Origin of the sequence: Methylophaga sp. UBA2496 (assembly GCF_002341635.1) — a bacterium.
Lineage (GTDB): Bacteria > Pseudomonadota > Gammaproteobacteria > Nitrosococcales > Methylophagaceae > Methylophaga.
The window spans coordinates 110907-131729 of the sequence record NZ_DDOK01000003.1 but is presented as its reverse complement, the minus strand read 5'-3'; the positions used below and the strand labels follow the sequence as shown (position 1 = coordinate 131729).

The 20823-nt window shown below is 43.8% G+C and carries 16 protein-coding genes and 2 tRNA genes; 1 reads left to right on the top strand and 17 read right to left on the bottom strand.

Annotated elements, in window-relative coordinates; translation table 11 throughout:
- Positions 1-20: 20 nt before the first annotated feature.
- From glmS to B2W60_RS01350, 13 genes are all read right to left on the bottom strand, one after another.
- Positions 21-1925: a glutamine--fructose-6-phosphate transaminase (isomerizing) gene (gene glmS, locus B2W60_RS01410; RefSeq protein ID WP_292361478.1), complete on the bottom strand. Its 1905-nt coding sequence runs from the start codon at positions 1923-1925 to the stop codon at positions 21-23.
- 166 nt (positions 1926-2091) lie between these two features.
- Complete coding sequence (locus B2W60_RS01405; protein ID WP_292361477.1) at positions 2092-3099, bottom strand: sulfotransferase; 1008 nt, start codon at positions 3097-3099, stop codon at positions 2092-2094.
- Positions 3096-4082 carry a hypothetical protein gene (locus B2W60_RS01400; protein WP_292361476.1) on the bottom strand — a complete coding sequence of 329 codons (987 nt, stop codon included), beginning with the start codon at positions 4080-4082 and terminating at the stop codon, positions 3096-3098. Before B2W60_RS01400 ends, B2W60_RS01405 begins: the two co-directional genes overlap by 4 nt.
- Positions 4075-4764, bottom strand: coding sequence for a WbqC family protein (locus tag B2W60_RS01395; RefSeq protein WP_292361475.1), 690 nt, complete (start codon positions 4762-4764; stop codon positions 4075-4077). The genes B2W60_RS01400 and B2W60_RS01395 overlap by 8 nt, the downstream gene beginning before the upstream one ends.
- 1 nt (position 4765) lies before the next feature.
- A complete protein-coding gene (locus B2W60_RS01390; RefSeq protein ID WP_292361474.1) occupies positions 4766-5935 on the bottom strand; it encodes a DegT/DnrJ/EryC1/StrS family aminotransferase in 1170 nt (389 codons plus the stop codon).
- A 139-nt stretch (positions 5936-6074) separates the two neighbouring features.
- Positions 6075-7253 (bottom strand): nucleotide sugar dehydrogenase, encoded by a 1179-nt coding sequence (locus B2W60_RS01385; RefSeq protein WP_292361473.1) that lies wholly within the window; start codon positions 7251-7253, stop codon positions 6075-6077.
- A 24-nt stretch (positions 7254-7277) separates the two neighbouring features.
- The gene (locus tag B2W60_RS01380) at positions 7278-9218 is read right to left on the bottom strand and encodes a polysaccharide biosynthesis protein (protein ID WP_292361472.1); all 1941 of its coding nucleotides are present in this window, start codon (positions 9216-9218) and stop codon (positions 7278-7280) included.
- A gap of 34 nt (positions 9219-9252) precedes the next feature.
- Complete coding sequence (rfbD, locus tag B2W60_RS01375) at positions 9253-10140, bottom strand: dTDP-4-dehydrorhamnose reductase (protein WP_292361471.1); 888 nt, start codon at positions 10138-10140, stop codon at positions 9253-9255.
- The gene (gene rfbC, locus B2W60_RS01370; RefSeq protein ID WP_292361470.1) at positions 10141-10689 is read right to left on the bottom strand and encodes a dTDP-4-dehydrorhamnose 3,5-epimerase; all 549 of its coding nucleotides are present in this window, start codon (positions 10687-10689) and stop codon (positions 10141-10143) included.
- A complete protein-coding gene (rfbA, locus tag B2W60_RS01365) occupies positions 10689-11570 on the bottom strand; it encodes a glucose-1-phosphate thymidylyltransferase RfbA (protein WP_292361469.1) in 882 nt (293 codons plus the stop codon). Before rfbA ends, rfbC begins: the two co-directional genes overlap by 1 nt.
- Complete coding sequence (gene rfbB, locus B2W60_RS01360) at positions 11567-12637, bottom strand: dTDP-glucose 4,6-dehydratase (protein WP_292361468.1); 1071 nt, start codon at positions 12635-12637, stop codon at positions 11567-11569. The genes rfbA and rfbB overlap by 4 nt, the downstream gene beginning before the upstream one ends.
- Positions 12638-12764: 127 nt before the next feature.
- A tRNA-Arg gene (locus B2W60_RS01355) sits at positions 12765-12841 on the bottom strand.
- Positions 12842-12877: 36 nt separating this feature from the next.
- Positions 12878-12954, bottom strand: a tRNA-Pro gene (locus B2W60_RS01350).
- 141 nt (positions 12955-13095) lie between these two features.
- Here B2W60_RS01350 and folD point away from each other — a divergent pair.
- Positions 13096-13950, top strand: coding sequence for a bifunctional methylenetetrahydrofolate dehydrogenase/methenyltetrahydrofolate cyclohydrolase FolD (folD, locus tag B2W60_RS01345; RefSeq protein WP_292361467.1), 855 nt, complete (start codon positions 13096-13098; stop codon positions 13948-13950).
- 59 nt (positions 13951-14009) lie between these two features.
- On the opposite strand, the gene B2W60_RS01340 is transcribed toward folD, so the two are convergent.
- The 4 genes from B2W60_RS01340 to B2W60_RS01325 all read right to left on the bottom strand — a co-directional run bounded on the left by B2W60_RS01340 (position 14010) and on the right by B2W60_RS01325 (position 20810).
- Entirely contained in the window at positions 14010-16391 is a 2382-nt protein-coding gene (locus B2W60_RS01340; protein WP_292361466.1) for a phosphoketolase family protein, read from the bottom strand.
- A 1-nt stretch (position 16392) separates the two neighbouring features.
- The gene (locus tag B2W60_RS01335; protein ID WP_292361465.1) at positions 16393-17601 is read right to left on the bottom strand and encodes an acetate/propionate family kinase; all 1209 of its coding nucleotides are present in this window, start codon (positions 17599-17601) and stop codon (positions 16393-16395) included.
- 155 nt (positions 17602-17756) lie between these two features.
- Positions 17757-19139: a cysteine--tRNA ligase gene (gene cysS, locus B2W60_RS01330; protein ID WP_292361464.1), complete on the bottom strand. Its 1383-nt coding sequence runs from the start codon at positions 19137-19139 to the stop codon at positions 17757-17759.
- A 3-nt stretch (positions 19140-19142) separates the two neighbouring features.
- Positions 19143-20810: a glutamine--tRNA ligase/YqeY domain fusion protein gene (locus B2W60_RS01325; RefSeq protein ID WP_292361463.1), complete on the bottom strand. Its 1668-nt coding sequence runs from the start codon at positions 20808-20810 to the stop codon at positions 19143-19145.
- Positions 20811-20823: the final 13 nt, after the last annotated feature.

Genomic DNA, 20823 nt, shown 5'->3' with positions numbered 1-20823 from the left:
AATTGTAATTACAGGATACTTCATTCAACCGTAACCGATTTCGCCAGATTCCGAGGTTGATCAACATCTGTCCCTTTTATCAGTGCAACATGGTAGCTAAGAAGCTGAAGTAAAATGTTGTAAGTTATTGGAGCGGTGATACGACCAACATTGGTGGTGGCTTTCACGACCTTAAAGCCTGATTCAGAGCTGATATCCGAGCGTTCATCTTCGAATACAATCATCTGACCACCACGCGCCTTCACTTCCTGGAGATTGGATTTGAGCTTTTCCAGCAAATCATCCAATGGCGCGATGGCAATCACCGGCATATTTTCATCAATTAAGGCTAATGGTCCATGTTTCAGCTCGCCTGCTGGATAGGCTTCAGCATGAATATAACTGATTTCCTTGAGTTTTAAAGCACCTTCAAGTGCAATCGGGTACATCGTTCCTCTTCCCAAGAACAGCGCATGCTGTTTATCTGCAAAGTCCTGAGCAATATCCTGAATTTCCTGCTCATGCATTAATGCATTTTGAATCAGGTTCGGTAGTTTTTGCAGGCCTTGGGTGATATGTTTTTCCCGCTCACGGGTAATGCGTTTTTTGACTTTGCCAATACACGTTAATAATAAAGCTAATGCCACTAACTGCGTGGTAAACGATTTGGTTGAAGCGACACCGATTTCAGGACCTGCATGGGTAAGGTAACAGAGGTCAGCCTCACGGGTCAGGCTGCTTTCGGCGACATTGCAGATGGATAATGTTGGAATATTTTTTAAGGCAAAAGCTTCTGGGCTTTCTGCCCCATGGGCTTTGATCTGTTGGAGGGCTGCCAATGTATCTGCTGTTTCTCCAGATTGGCTTATAGTTACAAATAAGGTGTTGTCTTCAATTACCGGGTTTCGGTAACGAAATTCACTGGCTACTTCAACCTGGCAAGGCAGACGTACAATATCTTCTACCCAGTATTTTGCCACCATGCCGGCATGATAACTGGTACCACAGGCAATAATATGAATTCGTTCAATACTTTTGAAAATGGATTCAGCACCAGGGCCAAAAGTGGACACAAGCACTTGATCCTGAGTGACTCGCCCTTCCAAAGTATCGATAACCGCTTGAGGCTGTTCAAATATCTCTTTGTGCATGTAGTGACGGTGTTCACCCAGCTCAACCGCGGTAATATTTAATGAAGATTGTTTGATAGGGCGTTCAACTTTCTCACCGGTCACAGAGCTATATATTTCAATGCTTTCCCGTGTCAGTTTGGCCACATCGCCATCTTCCAGAAAAATAAAGTTTTGGGTCACTGGTAGTAAAGCCGATACATCAGAAGCAATAAAATGTTCGCCAATACCGATACCAATCACTAACGGGCTGCCTTTACGGGCAGCTATCAGTGTGTTTGGCTCATCAGTGGCAATGACACCTAACGCATAAGCACCTTCAAAGTCTTGAATGGCTTCGACTACTGCATCAAACAGAGACAGATTAGTGCGTTTGGCCGATGGTGAGGCCTCACCATATAAATATTGGTAAATTGAATGCGCAACAACTTCGGTATCTGTTTCAGAGGTAAAGCGATAGCCTTGATTAACCTGTTGCTGCTTTAAAACCTGGTAATTTTCAATAATACCGTTATGAACAACGGCAACACGATGATTGCATATATGCGGATGCGCATTATTTTCAGAAGGTATGCCGTGTGTTGCCCAGCGAGTGTGTGCTATGCCCATTTGGCCAGCGAAGCTGCTGTTTTCCGCATCAATCTTGGCTTCGAGCTGCTTGATTTTACCCAGCGATCTGACACGATGAATATTGGCATCAGCATCCAGTAAAGCAACTCCGGAAGAGTCGTAGCCTCGATACTCCAGCCTGCGTAACCCTTCCATTAATATAGGGGCTACATTTCGCTCAGCAATACCACCGACTATTCCACACACTGATTGCTGTCCTCCAAATACGCAAACATAGATTATACATCAGCATGCGTTCAATAACTCCACTTGTTAAAAATCCTTTGAAGGAACAAGATCGTGAAGTTACTTTTTTACAACACCATCGTCATGATTGTTTGTTGAAATGGTTATATTTTTATTTTCAACTAGCTTAATTATTTCGTCTGAAATCATGCAGACCTTTGGCAATAAGTTCTGCATTCTTAATTTCTTTCTGACTTAATGTGAAATTAGACGGTCCGTTGTATTTCGTTGCTTGAAGACCTAATTTTTGAGTAAGCTCATTAAAGCAGCACTCTGGATTAATGCAAAAGTCCTCGTACTGAACCACCAATTTTCTGCTCTCATCTACATTCTTTAGACCGTTGTCGACAGCCTGATTAATGTAATGGATCTGTCCGCAAACTTGAGTAACCGGATCCATATCTTTTAATTGTTGATATTCAGGGATCTTGAAAGAATACCAATCTGACTCGCTGCCAAGTTGCCGTTTACGCGCTTCTAATACAGATGCAACATTTGTAACAGGGTCACGCTTGAGCTGAACAAACAGAATCTTTTCAAAAATACTATCCAGAAATGAAATGTTGTAGTTAAACAGCATGCCTTTTGCGGCAAACGGTTGCTGAAATACCTCCATCATGCCAATCAGCTCAGCACGCAGAGTATTAATATCCATACTTTGACTTAATTCGTCATCAGCCCACACATCTCGCTGAGGTTCAGCCAAGAATCGCCGCCAGAAATACCAGAATTCATTCGGTGCAAGTACGCCTTTCGTCTTGCCATTTTCAGAATGATATTCGGTTTGTTGAATAAACTCACCCAGTTCATCGCGAAAGTTAAAGCGGGGATCGGTCAGTAAAAGCTGGATTTTGGCACCCAGAACAGGCGCCTGATAAAAACGTGATAGGAGGTTTGTCGGGTAAGCAACAAGGCCGGTATTGGCAAGCCATTGCATAAATAAGGTTGTTCCACTTCTCATAGGCCCCATGATCAAAATAAGTGGAAAAGACTGTTCAATTCGCACTTTATTCAGGACTTCCTGTTCAGCTACGAAAAGGTCAGAGTTCAGTTCCCTCAACAACTTCTCAAGCAATACATTTCGTGAAAACTGTCCAGTTCTCTTTTCCAAATTATTATTTGTATCATTATTCATAAATGTACTGAATCGGAGAGCATTGAAAGCATACGATCCATCTCAATTTGCCCATATCTTTGATCAATGGGTAAAGGTAATAAACGATCAACCATCCGTTCTGAAACTTCAGGGCAAAGACGCTTAGTCGCATCATTCCAATAACATGGGATAAAAATCCTATTTTTTATAAACTTATCTCTCAAGTTACTATCAAGCGTAATTAGTGGATAACATAATGGCGCTAATAGATTATTTGTTGGAATACTCAGTAAATTAATCGATTTAAGCTTTTCATGAAGATAGCTGAAATTTTCCATTCTTTTTTGTTTTACCGCTTCATAATCAATTGAAGTTATTAAACGCTGAGTCAGCTTGGACATTAGCATAGGTTTACTATCTTCTATACTCTGCTCTGCCAATAAGTAGTCAGCATAGCCGCTCTCGGGCATTTCATTTAATCGTTTAAACAAATGAGACATTCTGCACAATGAACCATTATCCTGAACTATTGGTTGGTTAACTGCTATTTTGCTTTGCAACATTCCACCATCGGGAACACCAAAAAATTTTCGGGGAGAATAAATTGTTGCTAAAGCTTCAGATACTGGCGGATCAAAAAATGCCTGTGAAAAATCAAAAACAAGCTGATCTGGGGGAAAGTGTTGGATTACTCGCTCAACTTGGGCTTGGCTAATACCAAAATAATTAACATATACGAGCCATTCTTCCTCACCCAGCGCCAGTGAATTCGGCACATCTAATGTGTCATTAAGATCGTAGCATTCATAGTCGATCTTCTCTTCATGAAGTGGAGAAATCATTGCATCGCAAATATATTTTGGAATGAAAACTTTTCTCGGACGACCGGCTTGTAAAAGTGATCTGAATGCGGCTCTTGCAGATTGGTATAACTGCGCATTTTGATGGTAATGCATCTTACTATCAGGTAATTCGAGTTGGAAATAACCACCAATTGCTGCCGTTTGAATCAACTCAGACAAGCCCATACTCCTTAACCATCTGCTGACATTGTTGTTGATTGTTAAACATTAGCACATCAATGATGGATAGATTGGGAACGAACTCATTGATATTTTGCTGGTAGGGTTTTATAACCGGCTCAAGAAAAGATAATTGAATATCCTGCTCTGCAAAACTGCCATAATCGTATAAAGCCTTACCACCAGGCATGTTGATATACTTTTTCGCACCCAGCTCTTTACATATAGCTAAAACTTTTTGCTGTCCACGAAGGGAAATATCTTTGTTTAGATCTGACGAGAGATACCATTCCCTATCTAGTCCAAGATAACCACAGATTTGTCTCAGACTTAAATTCAGAAAAGCAGCTAGGTTTGTCTCATCAGAATAGAGAATATTTTCAATTAATGGCATCACATCGTGATAATAAGAGGCTCGTGAGTAGCTTTGTTGGATTGTTTTAAATAGCTTGTGATTATAATTGCCAACTTGGATTTGATTGATTAGATGATTGGGACTTGCACCTAATAGCTGGAGAGTGACTCGAAGCTTATCACCCTGTGAAAGAATAAAGTTACGATTAATCCATCCTCCCTTAATAAAGTTAACATCGTCGTAAACGACAAAGGTATCCGCAGCAGATATCAGTTGGAAATATCCGATATAGGGGAAAAAGTAGGGCTGCATGATAGCTAACTTCATGCTATCTGATTATGCAGGTTCTAATAATCTGGCAAACCATATCAACCGCTTCTTCAGTCATTGCTGTCCCTGTAGGCAAGACAATTACCCTCTCTGCAACTTCGATAGTCTTGGGTAAGAGTAAATCTGCATGCGGGTATAACTGTTTGTAAGGATGCATATTATGGCAGCCCGGCCAGAAGTATTTTCGCGCCCTGACATTTTCAGCATGTAACACCTCAACCATTTCATCACGACTGATGGGACAATCAGCACCGACTTCCATCACGATATATTGATAGTTGTTGTGTTCATTTTCGTCAAAACGAAAAAGACTGATTCCGGGGAGTCCGGCAAGTCCTTTTTGATAACTCCCGTAATGCTGTTTATTTATCTCAACGACATTATCCACATTTTCCAGATTCACCAGTCCCATTGCGGCAGCAATCTCAATCATTTTGCCGTTAGTGCCAGGATGAATAACATTATCCATACCAGAAAAACCAAAATTACGCATCAGACGCATTTTTTCAGCCAGTTCATCATCATTAGTCAGAACTGCACCACCTTCAAAAGCATTAAAAAATTTAGTGGCGTGAAAGCTTAATACTTCCGCTTGGCCAAAGTTACCGATTTTTGTCCCTTTATAAGTTCCGTTAAAGGCATGGGCGGCATCAAACATCAGCTTTAAATTATATTCATCGGCTATTTGCTGTAGTTCATCAATAGGCGCTGCATGCCCCCATAGATGTACGCCAATAATACCGCTGGTTTTGGGAGTGATCATGTTGCGAACCGCATCAGGATCTAAACAATGTGTCTGTGGATTGATATCAGCAAAAACAGGGGTAATCTCTTGCCAATGAAGTGCATGAGCAGTGGCGATGAAGGTATATGATGGAATAATCACTTCACCTGATAAATTCAAAGCACGAATAGCAATCTCAAGCGCAATAGTACCGTTGCACATCGCAACACAATTTTTGACTTGATGCTTTTCGGCAATGCGTTGCTCCAAAGTGCGAACAAAATCCCCATTGTTAGTCAGCCAACGATTGTCAAAGATCTTATCTACATACCGGATAAATTCTGACTTACTACCGATATTCGGTCGACCAACATGTTGGGTTTCGTCAAAAGCTGGGAGAGCCCCGTTAATTGCCAAGTCATTTTTAGAGCTAATTTTTTTCATTTCATCTGTTATCTCGAAATATGCCGATTTTTGAAGTCAAAACCAACTATTGAACCATAATATCTTTAGTCCTATTTCGAGCATACAGGATCCATGCCAAATGGTAGTTCAGCATTTGCCGAAGAATTAACATATTCATCTAGTCTTGACCAAATAGATCACGGGTATAAATTTTGTCTTTTACATCCTGAATATCGTCTGTAATGCGATTCGCGATGATTAATGAAGACAGCTGTTTGAAGGCTGCCAAATCATTTACCACTTTGGAACGGAAAAACTCGGCTTCTTCAAGCACCGGCTCATAAACAATAACTTCAATACCTTTGGCTTTAATGCGCTTCATAATGCCTTGTATGGCGGATGCTCTGAAGTTATCCGATCCTTGCTTCATTACCAACCGGTAAATCCCAACGACAGCAGGATTTTTCTTAATAATCTGATCTGCAATAAAATCTTTTCGGGTGGTATTGGCATCCACAATAGCCCGAATCAGACTATTCGGTACGGTGTCATAGTTAGCCAGTAATTGCTTGGTATCTTTTGGCAGGCAATAACCGCCATAGCCAAAGGATGGATTATTGTAGTGGTCGCCAATGCGTGGATCCAAACCAACACCTTCAATGATTTGCCGGCTATTCAGATTATGTGTTTCAGCATAGCTGTCGAGTTCGTTAAAATACGCTACTCGCATCGCCAGATAAGTATTGGAAAATAATTTAATCGCTTCGGCTTCAGTCGGGTCGGTAAATAATACCGGCACATCTTTTTTCACTGCGCCTTCTAATAACAAATCGGCAAATAAACGAGCACGATCACTACGCTCACCCACAACAATGCGTGAAGGATAGAGATTGTCATACAACGCTTTGCCTTCACGTAAAAACTCAGGCGAAAAGAATATTTTGTCACTGCCAAATTTTGCTCGAACGGTTTGGGTATAGCCAACCGGGATCGTGGATTTGATAATCATCACTGCAGCAGGATTAATATCCAAAACATCTTTTATTACAGCTTCGACCGAGTTGGTATTAAAGGTATTGGTGACTGTATCGTAATCGGTTGGGGTAGCAATAATGATGAAATCGGCTTTTTCATAGGCTTGTTTTTTGTCAGTTGTAGCCGTTAAATTTAATGGTTTATTGGTTAGAAAGTCTTCAATTTCTTTATCCACTATCGGTGATTTTCTGGCATTAATCAGATCGACTTTTTCAGCGACAATATCCAATGCGGTAACCTGGTGATGTTGTGCGAGCAAAACTGCAAGGGATAAGCCAACATACCCGGTTCCAGCAACTGCAATATTGAGTGTTTTTTCCATAATCTGTCTCTTAAAAGTTACACTTCAGTTTCCATTAATCGGACTAACCACTTTTTGACTCAGCCAATCTTCAATGCCGCATTGCGGCATAAACCCATCGACATATTCACTGAGAATAGTCCTGATTTGTTCATAATCTGAACCACTTACTGCATGTTGTAAATCCGTGAGTATCAATTGTAAATCGTCCCAGGGAATGACGCTTTCTTCGGCCCTCATGATTTTTTGGTGTGCTGTCTGGCTGACGTTTTCACCGATTAATAATTCTTCGAATAATTTTTCGCCGGGCCGCAGACCGGTATAGGTAATTTCAATATCACCATCTGGATTTTCAGCATTTTTAACACTGAAACCGCTGAGATGAATCATCCGTGTTGCCAGATCCACAATTTTTACGGCCGACCCCATATCGAGTACAAAGACATCACCACCCTGCCCCATCGCACCGGCCTGTATTACCAGCTCAGCAGCTTCAGGTATTGTCATAAAATAACGGATAATTTGTGGATCAGTTACCGTGACCGGGCCGCCCCTGGCTATCTGCTCCCGAAATAATGGCACAACTGAACCGGAAGAACCCAGCACGTTACCAAATCTTACCATGGTAAAACGGGTATCCGAGGTCTGTGCTAAAGCCTGTAAAACCAGTTCTGCCATGCGTTTACTGGCTCCCATGGTATTGGTAGGTCGAACAGCTTTATCTGTTGAAATTAACACAAACGTTTCAACTTTTGCTGCAATGGCAGCCTGAGCGCAATGCAATGTACCGAAAACATTGTTACGTATGCCTTCGCCCACGTTTTTTTCGACCATTGGCACATGTTTATACGCTGCTGCATGGTAAATAGTTTGTACCGAAAAATACTGACAGATTGATGTCAATCGTGCACGGTCCACCACAGATCCAATTAAAGCAATGACTTCCACACCACTTTCCAGATTGATAAGCTCCTGTTCGATTTGATACAAAGCGAATTCACTGATTTCAAACAATAACAATCTGCTGGGTTTAAGCTTGATGATTTGCCGTGACAATTCAGATCCAATGGAACCACCTGCTCCGGTAACCATTACACATTTACGACTGAGATTGGCTGTTAATAACTGCGGATCGGCTTCGACAGCCTCTCTGCCAAGCAAATCCGCAATATCAACCTCCTGAATATCTGAAACTTCCAGTTTGCCTTCGGCAATATCGGTTAAATCAGGCAATGTACGAATATGAACAGGTAAATCTTCGAGTGAATTCAGAATTTCACTACGGCGGCTTCGGGAGACGGATGGCATGGCCAGCAAAATCTCGCGAACTTTGAAGCGCTCGATTAATTTAATCAAATCTCGTGGTCGATAGACATTAAGACCATTTATCTGTTGTTTATATAAAGTTGCATCATCATCAATAAACGCTACTGGACGCAACTGGCGGCCCATCCTTAACAACGCTGAAAGTTGGGCCCCGGCCTGTCCTGCGCCATAAATCAATACCGGGGGAACATATCGCTCCATGGCACTACTTAAGGAAGCATTACGATTAGCAAATAACCAGCGGGCATATACTCTTAAACCGCCGATTATGACAAATAACATTAGCGCATTAATGATATAGACCGTTCTGGGAACCAGACCGGCAGCACTTCCTGCCAAAACGACAATAGTTGCAAAAATTAACGTGAATAAAGCAATAGCTTTACAAATTGTCCACATTACATCCAGGCCGATATAACGAACAATTGCACGATATAAACCGAGTTTGATAAAAATGGGGATCGCTATCAGTGGCGCAACAATAAATAGCCACCACTGGCTTGATGGGGGAATATAAAAAGTACTTAACCGCAGTGAATAAGATGACCAAAGAGCAAATATCACCACCACATAGTCAATGATGATACTGAGAATACGTTTGGTTGTTCGTGGACGATTCAAAAACCATTGCATCAGTCGGTTGAACTGGTTTTTAAACATCTTCCAATCCTAAAATTCAGCGTGATGAAAACAATTAATTAGAACGCTCGTCGGTTCTCATCACCCATTGCAGGCTTAGCTGCCAATCGGGCAGCTGCACTCCAAAGGTATTAACTAATTTAGAGTTGTCCATACAGGAGTTCAACAGTCTTTCTGCTTTGGTTGGATAGGCAGATGTAGGGATTGCATGAACCACAGGTATCTTCATACCTTCATGAGCCGCTAATTCGAAAATTTTATCAGCAAATTCCTTCCAACTCGTTTTGCCTGCAGCACTCATGTGAAAAATACCTGAATGCCTTTCCCAAAAATCCGGTATCAGTTTGGATTGCAGAATAATCTGTGCTGTCGCATCAGCAATATGTCGACTCCAGGTCGGTGCGCCAACCTGATCATCAACAATATTTAATTCATCTTTTTCTTTAGCCAGCCGGAGCATAGTATTGACAAAGTTTTTCCCGCGCCGGTCATAAACCCAGCTCACTCTGAAGATTAAGTATTTGCAACCAGTATCACTTACCGCTTGCTCACCTTCCAGTTTTGATTGGCCGTAATAATTCAAAGGGGCCGGTTTGTCTTGTTCATTCCAGGCACCAACTTTATGACCATCGAAAACATAGTCAGTTGAGTAATGGATCAGTGGAATATCAAGTTCTTTGGCCAGATTGGCCAGAACACCCGGTGCAATGGCATTCACCTGATGCGCCAGCGCTTGCTCTGTCTCAGCTTTATCAACCGCCGTATAAGCGCCTGCATTCACAATTAAATCCGGCTTTAGTTGCCGGATAAAATCCATGACTTTATCAACGTCCGTTAAATCTAAACTTGTCCTGTTCGTTGCAATCACTTCACCAAGACAAGCAAGGCTTCGCTGCAACTGAAAGCCAACCTGGCCATGGGATGCGATGAGTAATATTTTCATCTAAAAATAGTCTGCCTGCATGAATTCAACCGCTTTTTGATCTTTATCCGAGAGAGTTGGCTGCAGAATATCTGATATCGGCCATTCAATGCCAATATTCTTATCATTCCACAACACTGAACGATCATACTCAGGAGCATAGTAATTGGTTGTTTTATACAAAAAATCAGCTGTCTCACTCAGCACAAGAAAACCATGCGCAAAACCTTCAGGAACCCAGAATTGCTCCTGACCATCAGCTGTCAGTATCGTGCCTGCCCATTGACCAAAAGTTGGTGAATCCCGACGCATATCAACCGCAACATCAAACACTTCACCAGCGGTTACTCTTACCAGTTTTCCTTGAGGATGCCTGATTTGATAATGTAAACCTCTCAACACGCCTTTAGCAGATCTTGAATGATTATCTTGCACAAAATCAATCTTCATTCCTAATAATTCATCAAACACTTTTTTATTATAACTTTCCAGAAAAAAACCTCTTGCATCACCAAATTTCTTGGGTTTCAGCAATTTCACATCTGGAATATTAGTGTCAAAAATCTGCATTAATAAATGGTCTCATTAAGAAGATTCAAAAGATATTGTCCATAACCGCTTTTGAGCAAGGGTTGTGCCAATAGTTCCAGTTGGTCCTTAGTGATATAGCCCATACGATAAGCAATTTCTTCTGGACACATAACTTTTAACCCTTGGCGTTGTTCCAGTGTTTGAATAAACATCGATGCATCCAGCAAGGAGTCATGTGTACCGGTATCCAGCCAGGCCATACCTCGCCCCATCACCTGAACGTTCAGCTTACTGCTATTTAAATACACCTGATTGACATCGGTAATCTCAAGTTCGCCACGCGCGGAAGGTTTAAGAGTACGAGCAATTTCCACCACCTGATTGTCATAGAAATACAGGCCGGTAATCGCATAACGTGATTTGGGCTTTAACGGTTTTTCCTCGATACTCAGTGCTTTTCCGTTTTCATCAAACGCCACCACACCATAACGTTCGGGGTCGCTGACAGGATAGGCAAAAACCGTCGCACCCTCTTTGTTATTATCCGCTTCCTGCATCATATCGGCCAAATCATGACCATAATAAACATTATCGCCCAGCACCAAAGCGCAATCATCATTCCCAATAAAATCAGCCGCTAAGGTAAAGGCCTGTGCGATCCCTTCCGGTTTGTCCTGCACAATATATTGCAGATTCATCCCCCATTTGCTGCCATCACCAAGCAATTGCTCAAGGCGTGGCGTGTCCTGAGGAGTTGAAATAATACAGATATCCCGCATGCCCGCCAGCATCATGGTGGCCAGCGGATAATAAATCATCGGTTTATCATAAACGGGCAATAGCTGCTTGCAGATAGATTGGGTTACCGGATAGAGACGTGTGCCACTTCCACCTGCGAGTACGATTCCCTTACGACTCATTTATTGTCTCCCAATCCAAGTCTTTGTTGCTGATAACTGCCATCCATCACATTTTCACACCATTGACGATTATCCAGATACCACTGAACTGTTTTGCGTAACCCTGTGGCAAAGGTTTCCAGAGGTTTCCAGCCCAGCTCACGTTCAATTTTGCTGGCATCAATAGCGTATCGGGCATCATGTCCGGGGCGATCTGTCACAAATTCGATTAAGTTTTTATGCGGTCTGTGCGGTGACTCAGTTAATAATTCATCAAGAATGTTACAGATTAGCTGCACCACTTCCAGATTGGTATGTTCGTTAAATCCACCGATATTATAGCTTTCACACAAATTACCTTCAGCCAGCACCAGCCTTAAGGCTCTGGCATGATCATCGACATATAGCCAATCTCGAATATTTTCGCCTTTACCGTAAATGGGCAATGGTTTACCGGCCAACGCATTATTAATCACTACAGGGATCAGTTTTTCCGGGAATTGGTAAGGTCCGTAATTATTGGAACAATTGGTCATTAACACCGGTAAACCATAGGTATGGTGCCAGGCGCGAACCAAATGATCACTTCCCGCTTTGGTTGCTGAGTATGGTGAGTTGGGTTGATAAGGGGTGGTTTCAGTAAATAATCCGGTTTCGCCTAAAGTGCCATACACTTCATCGGTAGAAATATGGTGAAAACGGAATTTATCGGCATCTGCTGCGGATAAAGATTTCCAGTATTTTCTGGCCGCTTCAAGCAAGACATAAGTACCAACCACATTGGTTTGCACAAAATCTGCGGGGCCATCAATCGACCGATCCACATGCGACTCCGCTGCAAGATGCATAATGGCACTGGGTTGATATTGCGTGAATATCCGATCCATAGCTTCAGCGTCACAAATATCAGCTTGTTCGAAATGATAATTCGGTGAAGCATCAATCTCAGTCAACGATTCAAGATTGCCTGCGTAGGTCAGTTTGTCGATGTTGATAACGGTGAAGTCGGTTTCGGTAATTAATTGACGAATTAATGCAGATCCTATGAAACCGGCGCCGCCAGTTACGAGCAGGGTATTTTTATTCACGTTGCTGAGTTCACTGTTAAGTTTGAGAAATTCAGATATGCCATCCTTGGTCACGTGAAAGTTAGCACCAACAGGGCTTAAAAATCAACATGAAAAGTTTGGCCACAACATAAAGGGAAACAAAAGATGGTACGCCCGGCAGGACTCGAACCTGCTACCCTCGGCTTAGAAGGCCGATGCTCTATCCAGATGAGCTACGGGCGCATTAGTAACTAAGTGAGGCTGAAGCAGTCAATAAAGTGGTCGGGGCAGAGAGATTCGAACTCCCGACCCTCTGGTCCCAAACCAGATGCGCTACCAGACTGCGCTATGCCCCGACATTTCCAAGGACAGACATCCTCGAAGAAGGCAAAATAATACGCTGATGCCGATAGTGAGTCAACAACACATTTATATTTTTTGCTGTGGCTGACGCAACGTGCGATCATAGCCGCTTTTGAAAGGCCGGAACCCACAGAATGACTGCTCAAATCATCGACGGAAAAACAATTGCTGCCGAGCTAAAACAGAAAATCAAAGCGGCAACCCAAATGCGCCTCGCCACCGGTAAACGTCGGCCTGGACTGGCTGTTGTATTAATTGGCGATAACCCTGCCTCACAAGTTTACGTTGGCAGCAAACGTCGCAGCTGTGAAGAGGTAGGTTTCAAATCCGAATCATTTGATTTGCCTGAAACCACCAGCGAACAAGAGCTGCTTGACCTCATTACCCAGCTCAATCAGGATGATGAAATCGATGGTATCCTCGTTCAACTCCCCCTGCCCCCACATATCAATTCAGATGCTGTTATTGAACATATAGCGCCCAATAAAGATGTGGATGGCTTTCATCCATATAACATCGGCCGTTTGGCCCAACGTAATCCTCAGTTGCGCCCCTGCACACCGAAAGGCGTAATAACCATGATGCAAGCTGTTGGTATTGATCTTAGGGGTAAAGAAGCAGTAGTTGTGGGAGCCTCTAATATAGTAGGTCGTCCAATGGGACTCGAATTGTTACTGGCCGGATGCACTACTACCGTTTGTCATCGCATGACCAAAGATCTGGAATCACATGTTCGCCGTGCAGAAGTTTTAGTGGTGGCAGTAGGCAAGCCGGGCTTTATTCCAGGTGACTGGGTCCGTGAAGGTGCTGTTGTGATTGATGTCGGTATTAACCGTCTGGAAAACGGTAAGTTAACCGGCGACGTGGAATTTGATAAAGCCAGCGAAAAAGCCGCCTGGATTACACCTGTTCCGGGTGGTGTCGGTCCTATGACAGTGGCGACCTTGCTTGAAAATACGTTATTTGCTGCCGATCAGTTACATCAATAACAGCTGAAGCCAGTCCTGATGCCCCTCCAACACTGGAGGGGCAAATCGTCAAACCCAATCTAATTATTCCATTGCCAATCACGAATTTCCGGTAAATCCTGGCCATGTTCCCGAATATACTCATCATGTTCGGCAAGCTTCTGCTGAATAAATAATTCGATTTCCGACACCTTGTCGGTGGGTAAATCGGCTAAATGTTTGACGGCGTTTTCCATCAGATGAAAACGATCCAGACCATTGATAACAGCCATATCAAATGGCGTGGTAGTTGTCCCCTCTTCCTTGAATCCATGGACATGCAGGTTTTTATGATTGGTGCGGCGATAGGTCAGCCGATGAATCAACATCGGATAACCATGATAGGCAAAGATAATCGGTTTATCCCGGGTAAATAAATCATCGAATGCATCTTCCTCCAGCCCGTGTGGATGTTCGCTGGGCGATTGCAGTTTCATTAAATCCACCACATTTATCACCCTGACTTTCAACTCCGGTACAAACATATTCAGTAATTTCACTGCCGCCAGCGTTTCCATGGTCGGCACATCACCACAACAGGCCATGACCAGATCTGGTGTCTGGCCGTTATCATTGCTCGCCCATTCCCAGACACCGATGCCTGCCGTGCAATGTTTAACAGCAGATTCCATATCCAGCCATTGTGGCGAGGCCTGCTTTCCGGCGACCACCACATTGACATAATTCCGGCTGCGCAGGCAGTGATCAGTAACAGATAACAGCGTATTGGCATCAGGTGGAAGATAGACGCGAACCACTTCGGCTTTTTTATTCACCACATGATCGATAAAACCCGGATCCTGATGCGAAAAGCCATTGTGATCCTGACGCCAGACATGTGACGATAAAAGATAATTCAGTGATGCAACGGGTTTACGCCAGGGGATCTGATTACAGATTTTCAGCCACTTGGCATGCTGATTAAACATCGAGTCGATAATATGAATAAAGGCTTCATAGCAGGAAAAAAAGCCATGGCGGCCAGTTAACAAATACCCTTCCAGCCAACCCTGACATTGATGCTCACTGAGCATTTCCATCACTCTGCCATCTTTAGACAATTTGTCATCCCCCGGAATCATCTCGCCCATCCATGTTCTGCCGGTCACATCCAATACATCCTGCCAACGATTGGAGTTATTTTCATCGGGACTGAACAAACGGAAATTCCTGGCATCAAGATTCTGTTGCATCACATCGCGTAAAAATTTGCCCATCACACGAGTGGCTTCGCCTTTGGTGGCTCCAGGTTGTTTAACTTCTACAGCATAATCACGAAAATCCGGTAAGGTTAAATCCTGTATTAGTTGACCACCATTGGCGTGTGGATTCGCTCCCATACGACGATTGCCAATCGGCGCTAATGCCGCCAGTTCGGCATTAAGTTTGCCATTGTCATCAAACAGTTCTGCTGGTCGATAGCTTTGCATCCATTTATTTAGAATCTCGACATGGCCTTCCTGATCCATATCGCCCATTGGCACTTGATGTGAACGGAATGTGCCTTCGGTTTTTTTGCCATCCACTTCTTCAGGTCCGGTCCAACCTTTTGGTGATCGCAGGATAATCATTGGCCATCGTGGGCGTAAATGCACACCATGTTCCCGAGCATCGTTTTGAATATGCCGGATTTGTTCCATAGCTTTATCCAATGTTGCTGCCATCAATTGATGCATCTGCTTTGGATCATCACCCTCGACAAAATATGGCGTATAACCATAACCATAAAATAAGGCTTCCAGCTCATCATTAGGGATACGCGCCAACACTGTTGGGCTGGCGATTTTGTACCCATTTAAATGCAATATGGGTAATACCGCACCATCATGTTCAGGATTCAAAAATTTATTGGAATGCCAGCTGGTCGCCAGAGCACCGGTTTCCGCCTCGCCATCGCCGACCACACAGGCCACAATCAAATCGGGATTATCAAATGCCGCACCAAAGGCATGGGATAAGGCGTAACCTAATTCTCCACCTTCATGGATCGAACCGGGTGTTTCAGGCGCAACATGACTTGGCACGCCACCAGGAAATGAGAACTGTTTGAATAAACGTTTTAATCCCGCCTCATCCTCAGAAATATCAGGATAGGTTTCACTATAAGTGCCTTCCAAATACGTATTAGCAACTAACGCTGGCCCCCCATGACCTGGTCCGGCAATGTAGATCATATTGAGATCATGCTGGTTGATAACTCGGTTTAAATGCACATAAATAAAATTGAGGCCGGGTGTGGTGCCCCAATGGCCCAACAAACGGGGTTTGATGTGTTTTGCCTGAAGTGGTTGTTTTAATAAAGGATTGTCATAAAGGTAGATTTGTCCTACCGACAGATAATTTGCGGCACGCCAGTAAGCATGCATTTTGTCTAATATGTCCTGATCGAGTGGCTGTAATGTATGCGATGTTTCAGATGTCATTTTACTTTTCCCCTTGATGATTCAGGTTCAACAGATCGCACATTGACTGTGCAATCATTAATTCCTCGTTGGTCGGGATGACCCAGACAGTTACCCTGCTTTGTAGTGTTGAAATGCGCAGCGCATTTTGCTGATTTAATTCGTTATCCAGTTCAATACCGATAAATGCCAGTTGCTGACAAATCTGTGTCCGTATTTCCGCTACGTTTTCACCAATCCCGCCGGAAAATACCAGGGTATCCAAACCGCCTAACGCCGCCGCATAGGCACCAATCTGTTTTCTGGCCTGATAGCAAAACACGGCAATTGCATCCTCGGCATTGGTATCTGTCGTCCGTTGTTCCAATAACTGCTGCATATCACTGGTAGTGGTTGAAATCCCCAGCAATCCGGATTGCTGATTAATCATTGTTTCAAACTGTTCAGCACCCATGCTTTCACTTCGGTTAAGAACACCGAATAATCCGGGGTCAAGATCACCACTACGCGTCCCCATAACAAGACCTGCCGCTGGCGTCATCGCCATTGTGGTATCAATAGATTGCCCATTTGTGACAGCAGTCATGCTGGCACCATTACCCAGATGCGCCAGAATCATCTTATCTTGATTCGCTTTCTCAGCATCCTGCTGTTGTAAAACTTGCATTAAATATCGATATGACAGGCCATGAAATCCGTATCGATAAATACCTTTTTCATAATATTGACGGGGAATGGGGAGTAATTTGGCAACTGTTGGCAGATTCTGATGAAACTCAGTATCAAAACAAACCATTTGTTTTAACTGTGGGAAATGCTGGTCAAACGCTTCGATTAATTGAATTTCACCCGGTAAATGCTGTGGATCAAGAGGGGTTATTGCCGATAAATGCTTGAGTAATTGTTTGGTGACCCATTGGGGATTTTTATACTGATGACCACCATGAACAATTCGATGCCCAATAGCTTTAACCGAGCTGATATCAATATGTTTATAAAACCAGTCTATCAATACCGCAACAGCCTGCTGATAGTTATCAGCTTTGATATCTACAGCGGACGCTTCTGCCTGAATCGAGTTTGTGACGCGCAGCTTGGCTACAGGCAATCCCAGACCTGCGAGCTTGCCGGATAAAATGGAGGTAAGCGATTCAGTTACGTTATACAACGTAAATTTGATACTGGATGAACCGCCGTTGATAGTCAGTAAATACGTTTTATCTTTAGGCATAATCGATCCATTAATTTAAATTCGATCATGCCCACACTAAAACACTTTGTATAGCCGGGAAGAAGACTAATGACGCTATTGTTGATTTAGATCAGGAGAAAATTGCCATAAATTAAATTGTCTCAGCCACCACTAGCAGGCAGCTGAGACAAGTATTAAATTTTACGCCAGCTGGTTTTACCGGCAGCATCTTCCAGCACTATTCCCATCGCAGTGAGTTCATCACGAACTTGATCTGCGCGCCCCCAATCTTTTGCCGCACGGGCTGCATTTCTATCAGCAATCAATTGTTCGATTTTACCGGTTTCATCTTGTTGGCCACCGGTAAGAAAAGCCTCAGCAGATTGCTGGAATAATCCTAGCACTTCACCAAATGCCAGTAATAAACCGGCAAGATAAGCTGATTTTTGCTCGTCGCTTTCTTCACGAGCTTTGTTCAATGCCTGACGCACGTCTGCCAATACTGATAATGCCAGGGCCGTATTAAAGTCATCATCCATGGCTTCAGCAAAACGTGACGCAAACTCAGCATCCTCCCGCCATATCACTTTTTGTGGTGTGACATCACGCAGTGAATGATAGAACCTGGTTAAGGCTGTTTTGGCCTGATCCAACTGATCTTCTGCGTAATTTAATGGGCTACGGTAATGGCTCATTAAAATGAAATAACGCACGGCTTCTGCCGGATACTTGGCCAATACTTCACGAACGGTAAAGAAATTACCCAGCGATTTGGACATTTTCTCGTCATCAATCCGCACAAAACCATTATGCATCCAGTAATTCACATACTGGCAGCCATGCGCACCTTCGGATTGGGCGATTTCGTTTTCGTGATGCGGGAACTGTAAGTCCTGCCCACCACCATGAATATCAAAATGATGGCCTAAGGTATCTGCCGACATCGCTGAACATTCGATATGCCAGCCGGGACGACCCGGTCCCCATGGCGATTCCCAGGAAGGTTCTTCCGGCTTGGCGGCTTTCCACAAGACAAAGTCCAGCGGGTCAGTTTTAGCCTCATTGACAGCCACACGCTCACCGGCACGCAAGTCATCAATATGTCTGCCCGATAATTTGCCGTAACCTTCAAACTCGCTGACATCGTAGTAAACATCACCATTGTCAGCGACATAGGCCAGGCCTTTATCGATCAGCGTTTGCACCATCTTTTGCATGGCATCAACGGCTTCCGTGGCTCTTGGCTCCAGATCAGGCCGCAGAACACCCAACGCATCGGCGTCAGCATGCATTTCATCAATATAGCGATCAGTTAAGGTCTGAATCGATTCGCCGTTTTCCATCGCACGTTTGATGATTTTGTCATCAATATCGGTGATATTGCGGATATAGGTCACATCATAACCACTGGCCCGCAGGTAACGCGTCACCACATCAAACACTACCATCACCCGCGCATGACCGACATGACAGAGGTCATACACCGTCATGCCGCAGACATACATTTTGACTTTGCCGGGCTCGATGGGTTTAAAGACGTCTTTCTGCTTGGTTAAGGTGTTATAGAGTTTTAACATGGTTTATTTGTCTGAAGTCTCTTTTAGGCCAATGGTCAGATTGAATACCGGCGTATCGGGGCTGTGATCATAGCGATCACTGACAAAATAGCCTTCGCGTTCAAACTGGAAAACCGTTTCTGGTTCACAATTGACAATTGTCGGTTCGGCAATCGCTTTAATCACTTTTAAAGAATCCGGGTTAACGTCATCAAGATAGTTACCCGTTGCTTTTCCCGGGGCTTCCGCCAAAAACAACCGGTCGTATAACCGCAACTCAACTGCTTTGCCTTCAGTAGCTGAAACCCAGTGAATCACGCCGCGTGGTTTCATTTCAGGAGGTGGATTCTGGCCGACGGTATCAGGCACTAATGAGGCCATCACTTCAAGAATGTCACCGTTGTCATTCTTGATGACCTCATCAGCCTTGATGACATAAGCACCACGTAACCGCACATAATCACCAATCACCAGACGCTTGAACTTTTTCCGGCTCAGACTGGTGTCTTCAGTAAAGTCGCTGGCATCAATAAAAATTTCTTTAGTGAACGGCAATGCACGCTGCCCCATGGCTTCCTGTTGCGGATGATTCGCCACTTCCAGCCATTCAACGCTTTCAGCAGCATTGGTGATGGTCACTTTCAAAGGATTGAGTACACACATGGCACGTGCTGCGTTTTCATTCAAATCTTTACGGATTTCAAATTCCAGCTGGGCTATATCCACAATACCGTCTGTTTTCGCCACAGCCAGACCGTCACAAAAAGCACGTAACGCCGCAGCGGTATAACCACGTCTTCTCATGCCTGAAATGGTTGGCATTCTGGGGTCATTCCAGCCGGCAACGATATGTTCATCAACCAGTTGTTTTAAATTGCGCTTACTGGTCACGGTGTAGTTAATATTAAGACGTCCAAACTCATACTGCTTTGGCTGTGTGGGCACCGGCAGGTTTTCAATAAACCAGTCATACAACGGACGGTGATCCTGAAATTCCAGCGTACAGATACTGTGTGTAACACCTTCAATCGCGTCGCCCTGTCCGTGGGCAAAATCATAGCTGGGATAAATACACCATTTGTCACCGGTTTGATGATGCGATTTCTTGCGGATACGATACAGAATAGGATCTCGCAGATTCATATTGGGCGAAGCCATATCGATTTTTGCACGCAACACACAAAAACCCTCGGCAAAATCACCTTGCCGCATTTTTTCAAATAATGTGAGGTTTTCTTCTACGCTGCGATTGCGAAATGGAGACTCCTTACCCGGTTTGGTCGCCCAGCCCCGGTACTCACTGGCTTGTTCGGCGGTGAGATCACACACATAGGCTTTGCCTTGTTTGATCAGATGAATCGCCCAATCGTAAAACTGCTCGAAATAGCTTGACGCATAACGCACGTCACCCGCCCATTGAAAGCCCAGCCAATGGACATCTTGCTTGATGGCTTCAATGTATTCCTGCTCTTCTTTGGCTGGATTAGTATCATCAAAGCGTAAATGACAATCCCCACCAAACTCTTCCGCCAGACCAAAATTCAGGCAAATAGACTTGGCATGTCCGATGTGCAAATAACCATTGGGCTCAGGTGGAAAACGGGTGACCACTTTTCCGGCGACCCTGCCAGAATCAATATCTTCCTGAATAATGGGTCGTATAAAATTATGATTGACAGCAGATTCTGACATATTGAATGTTTAC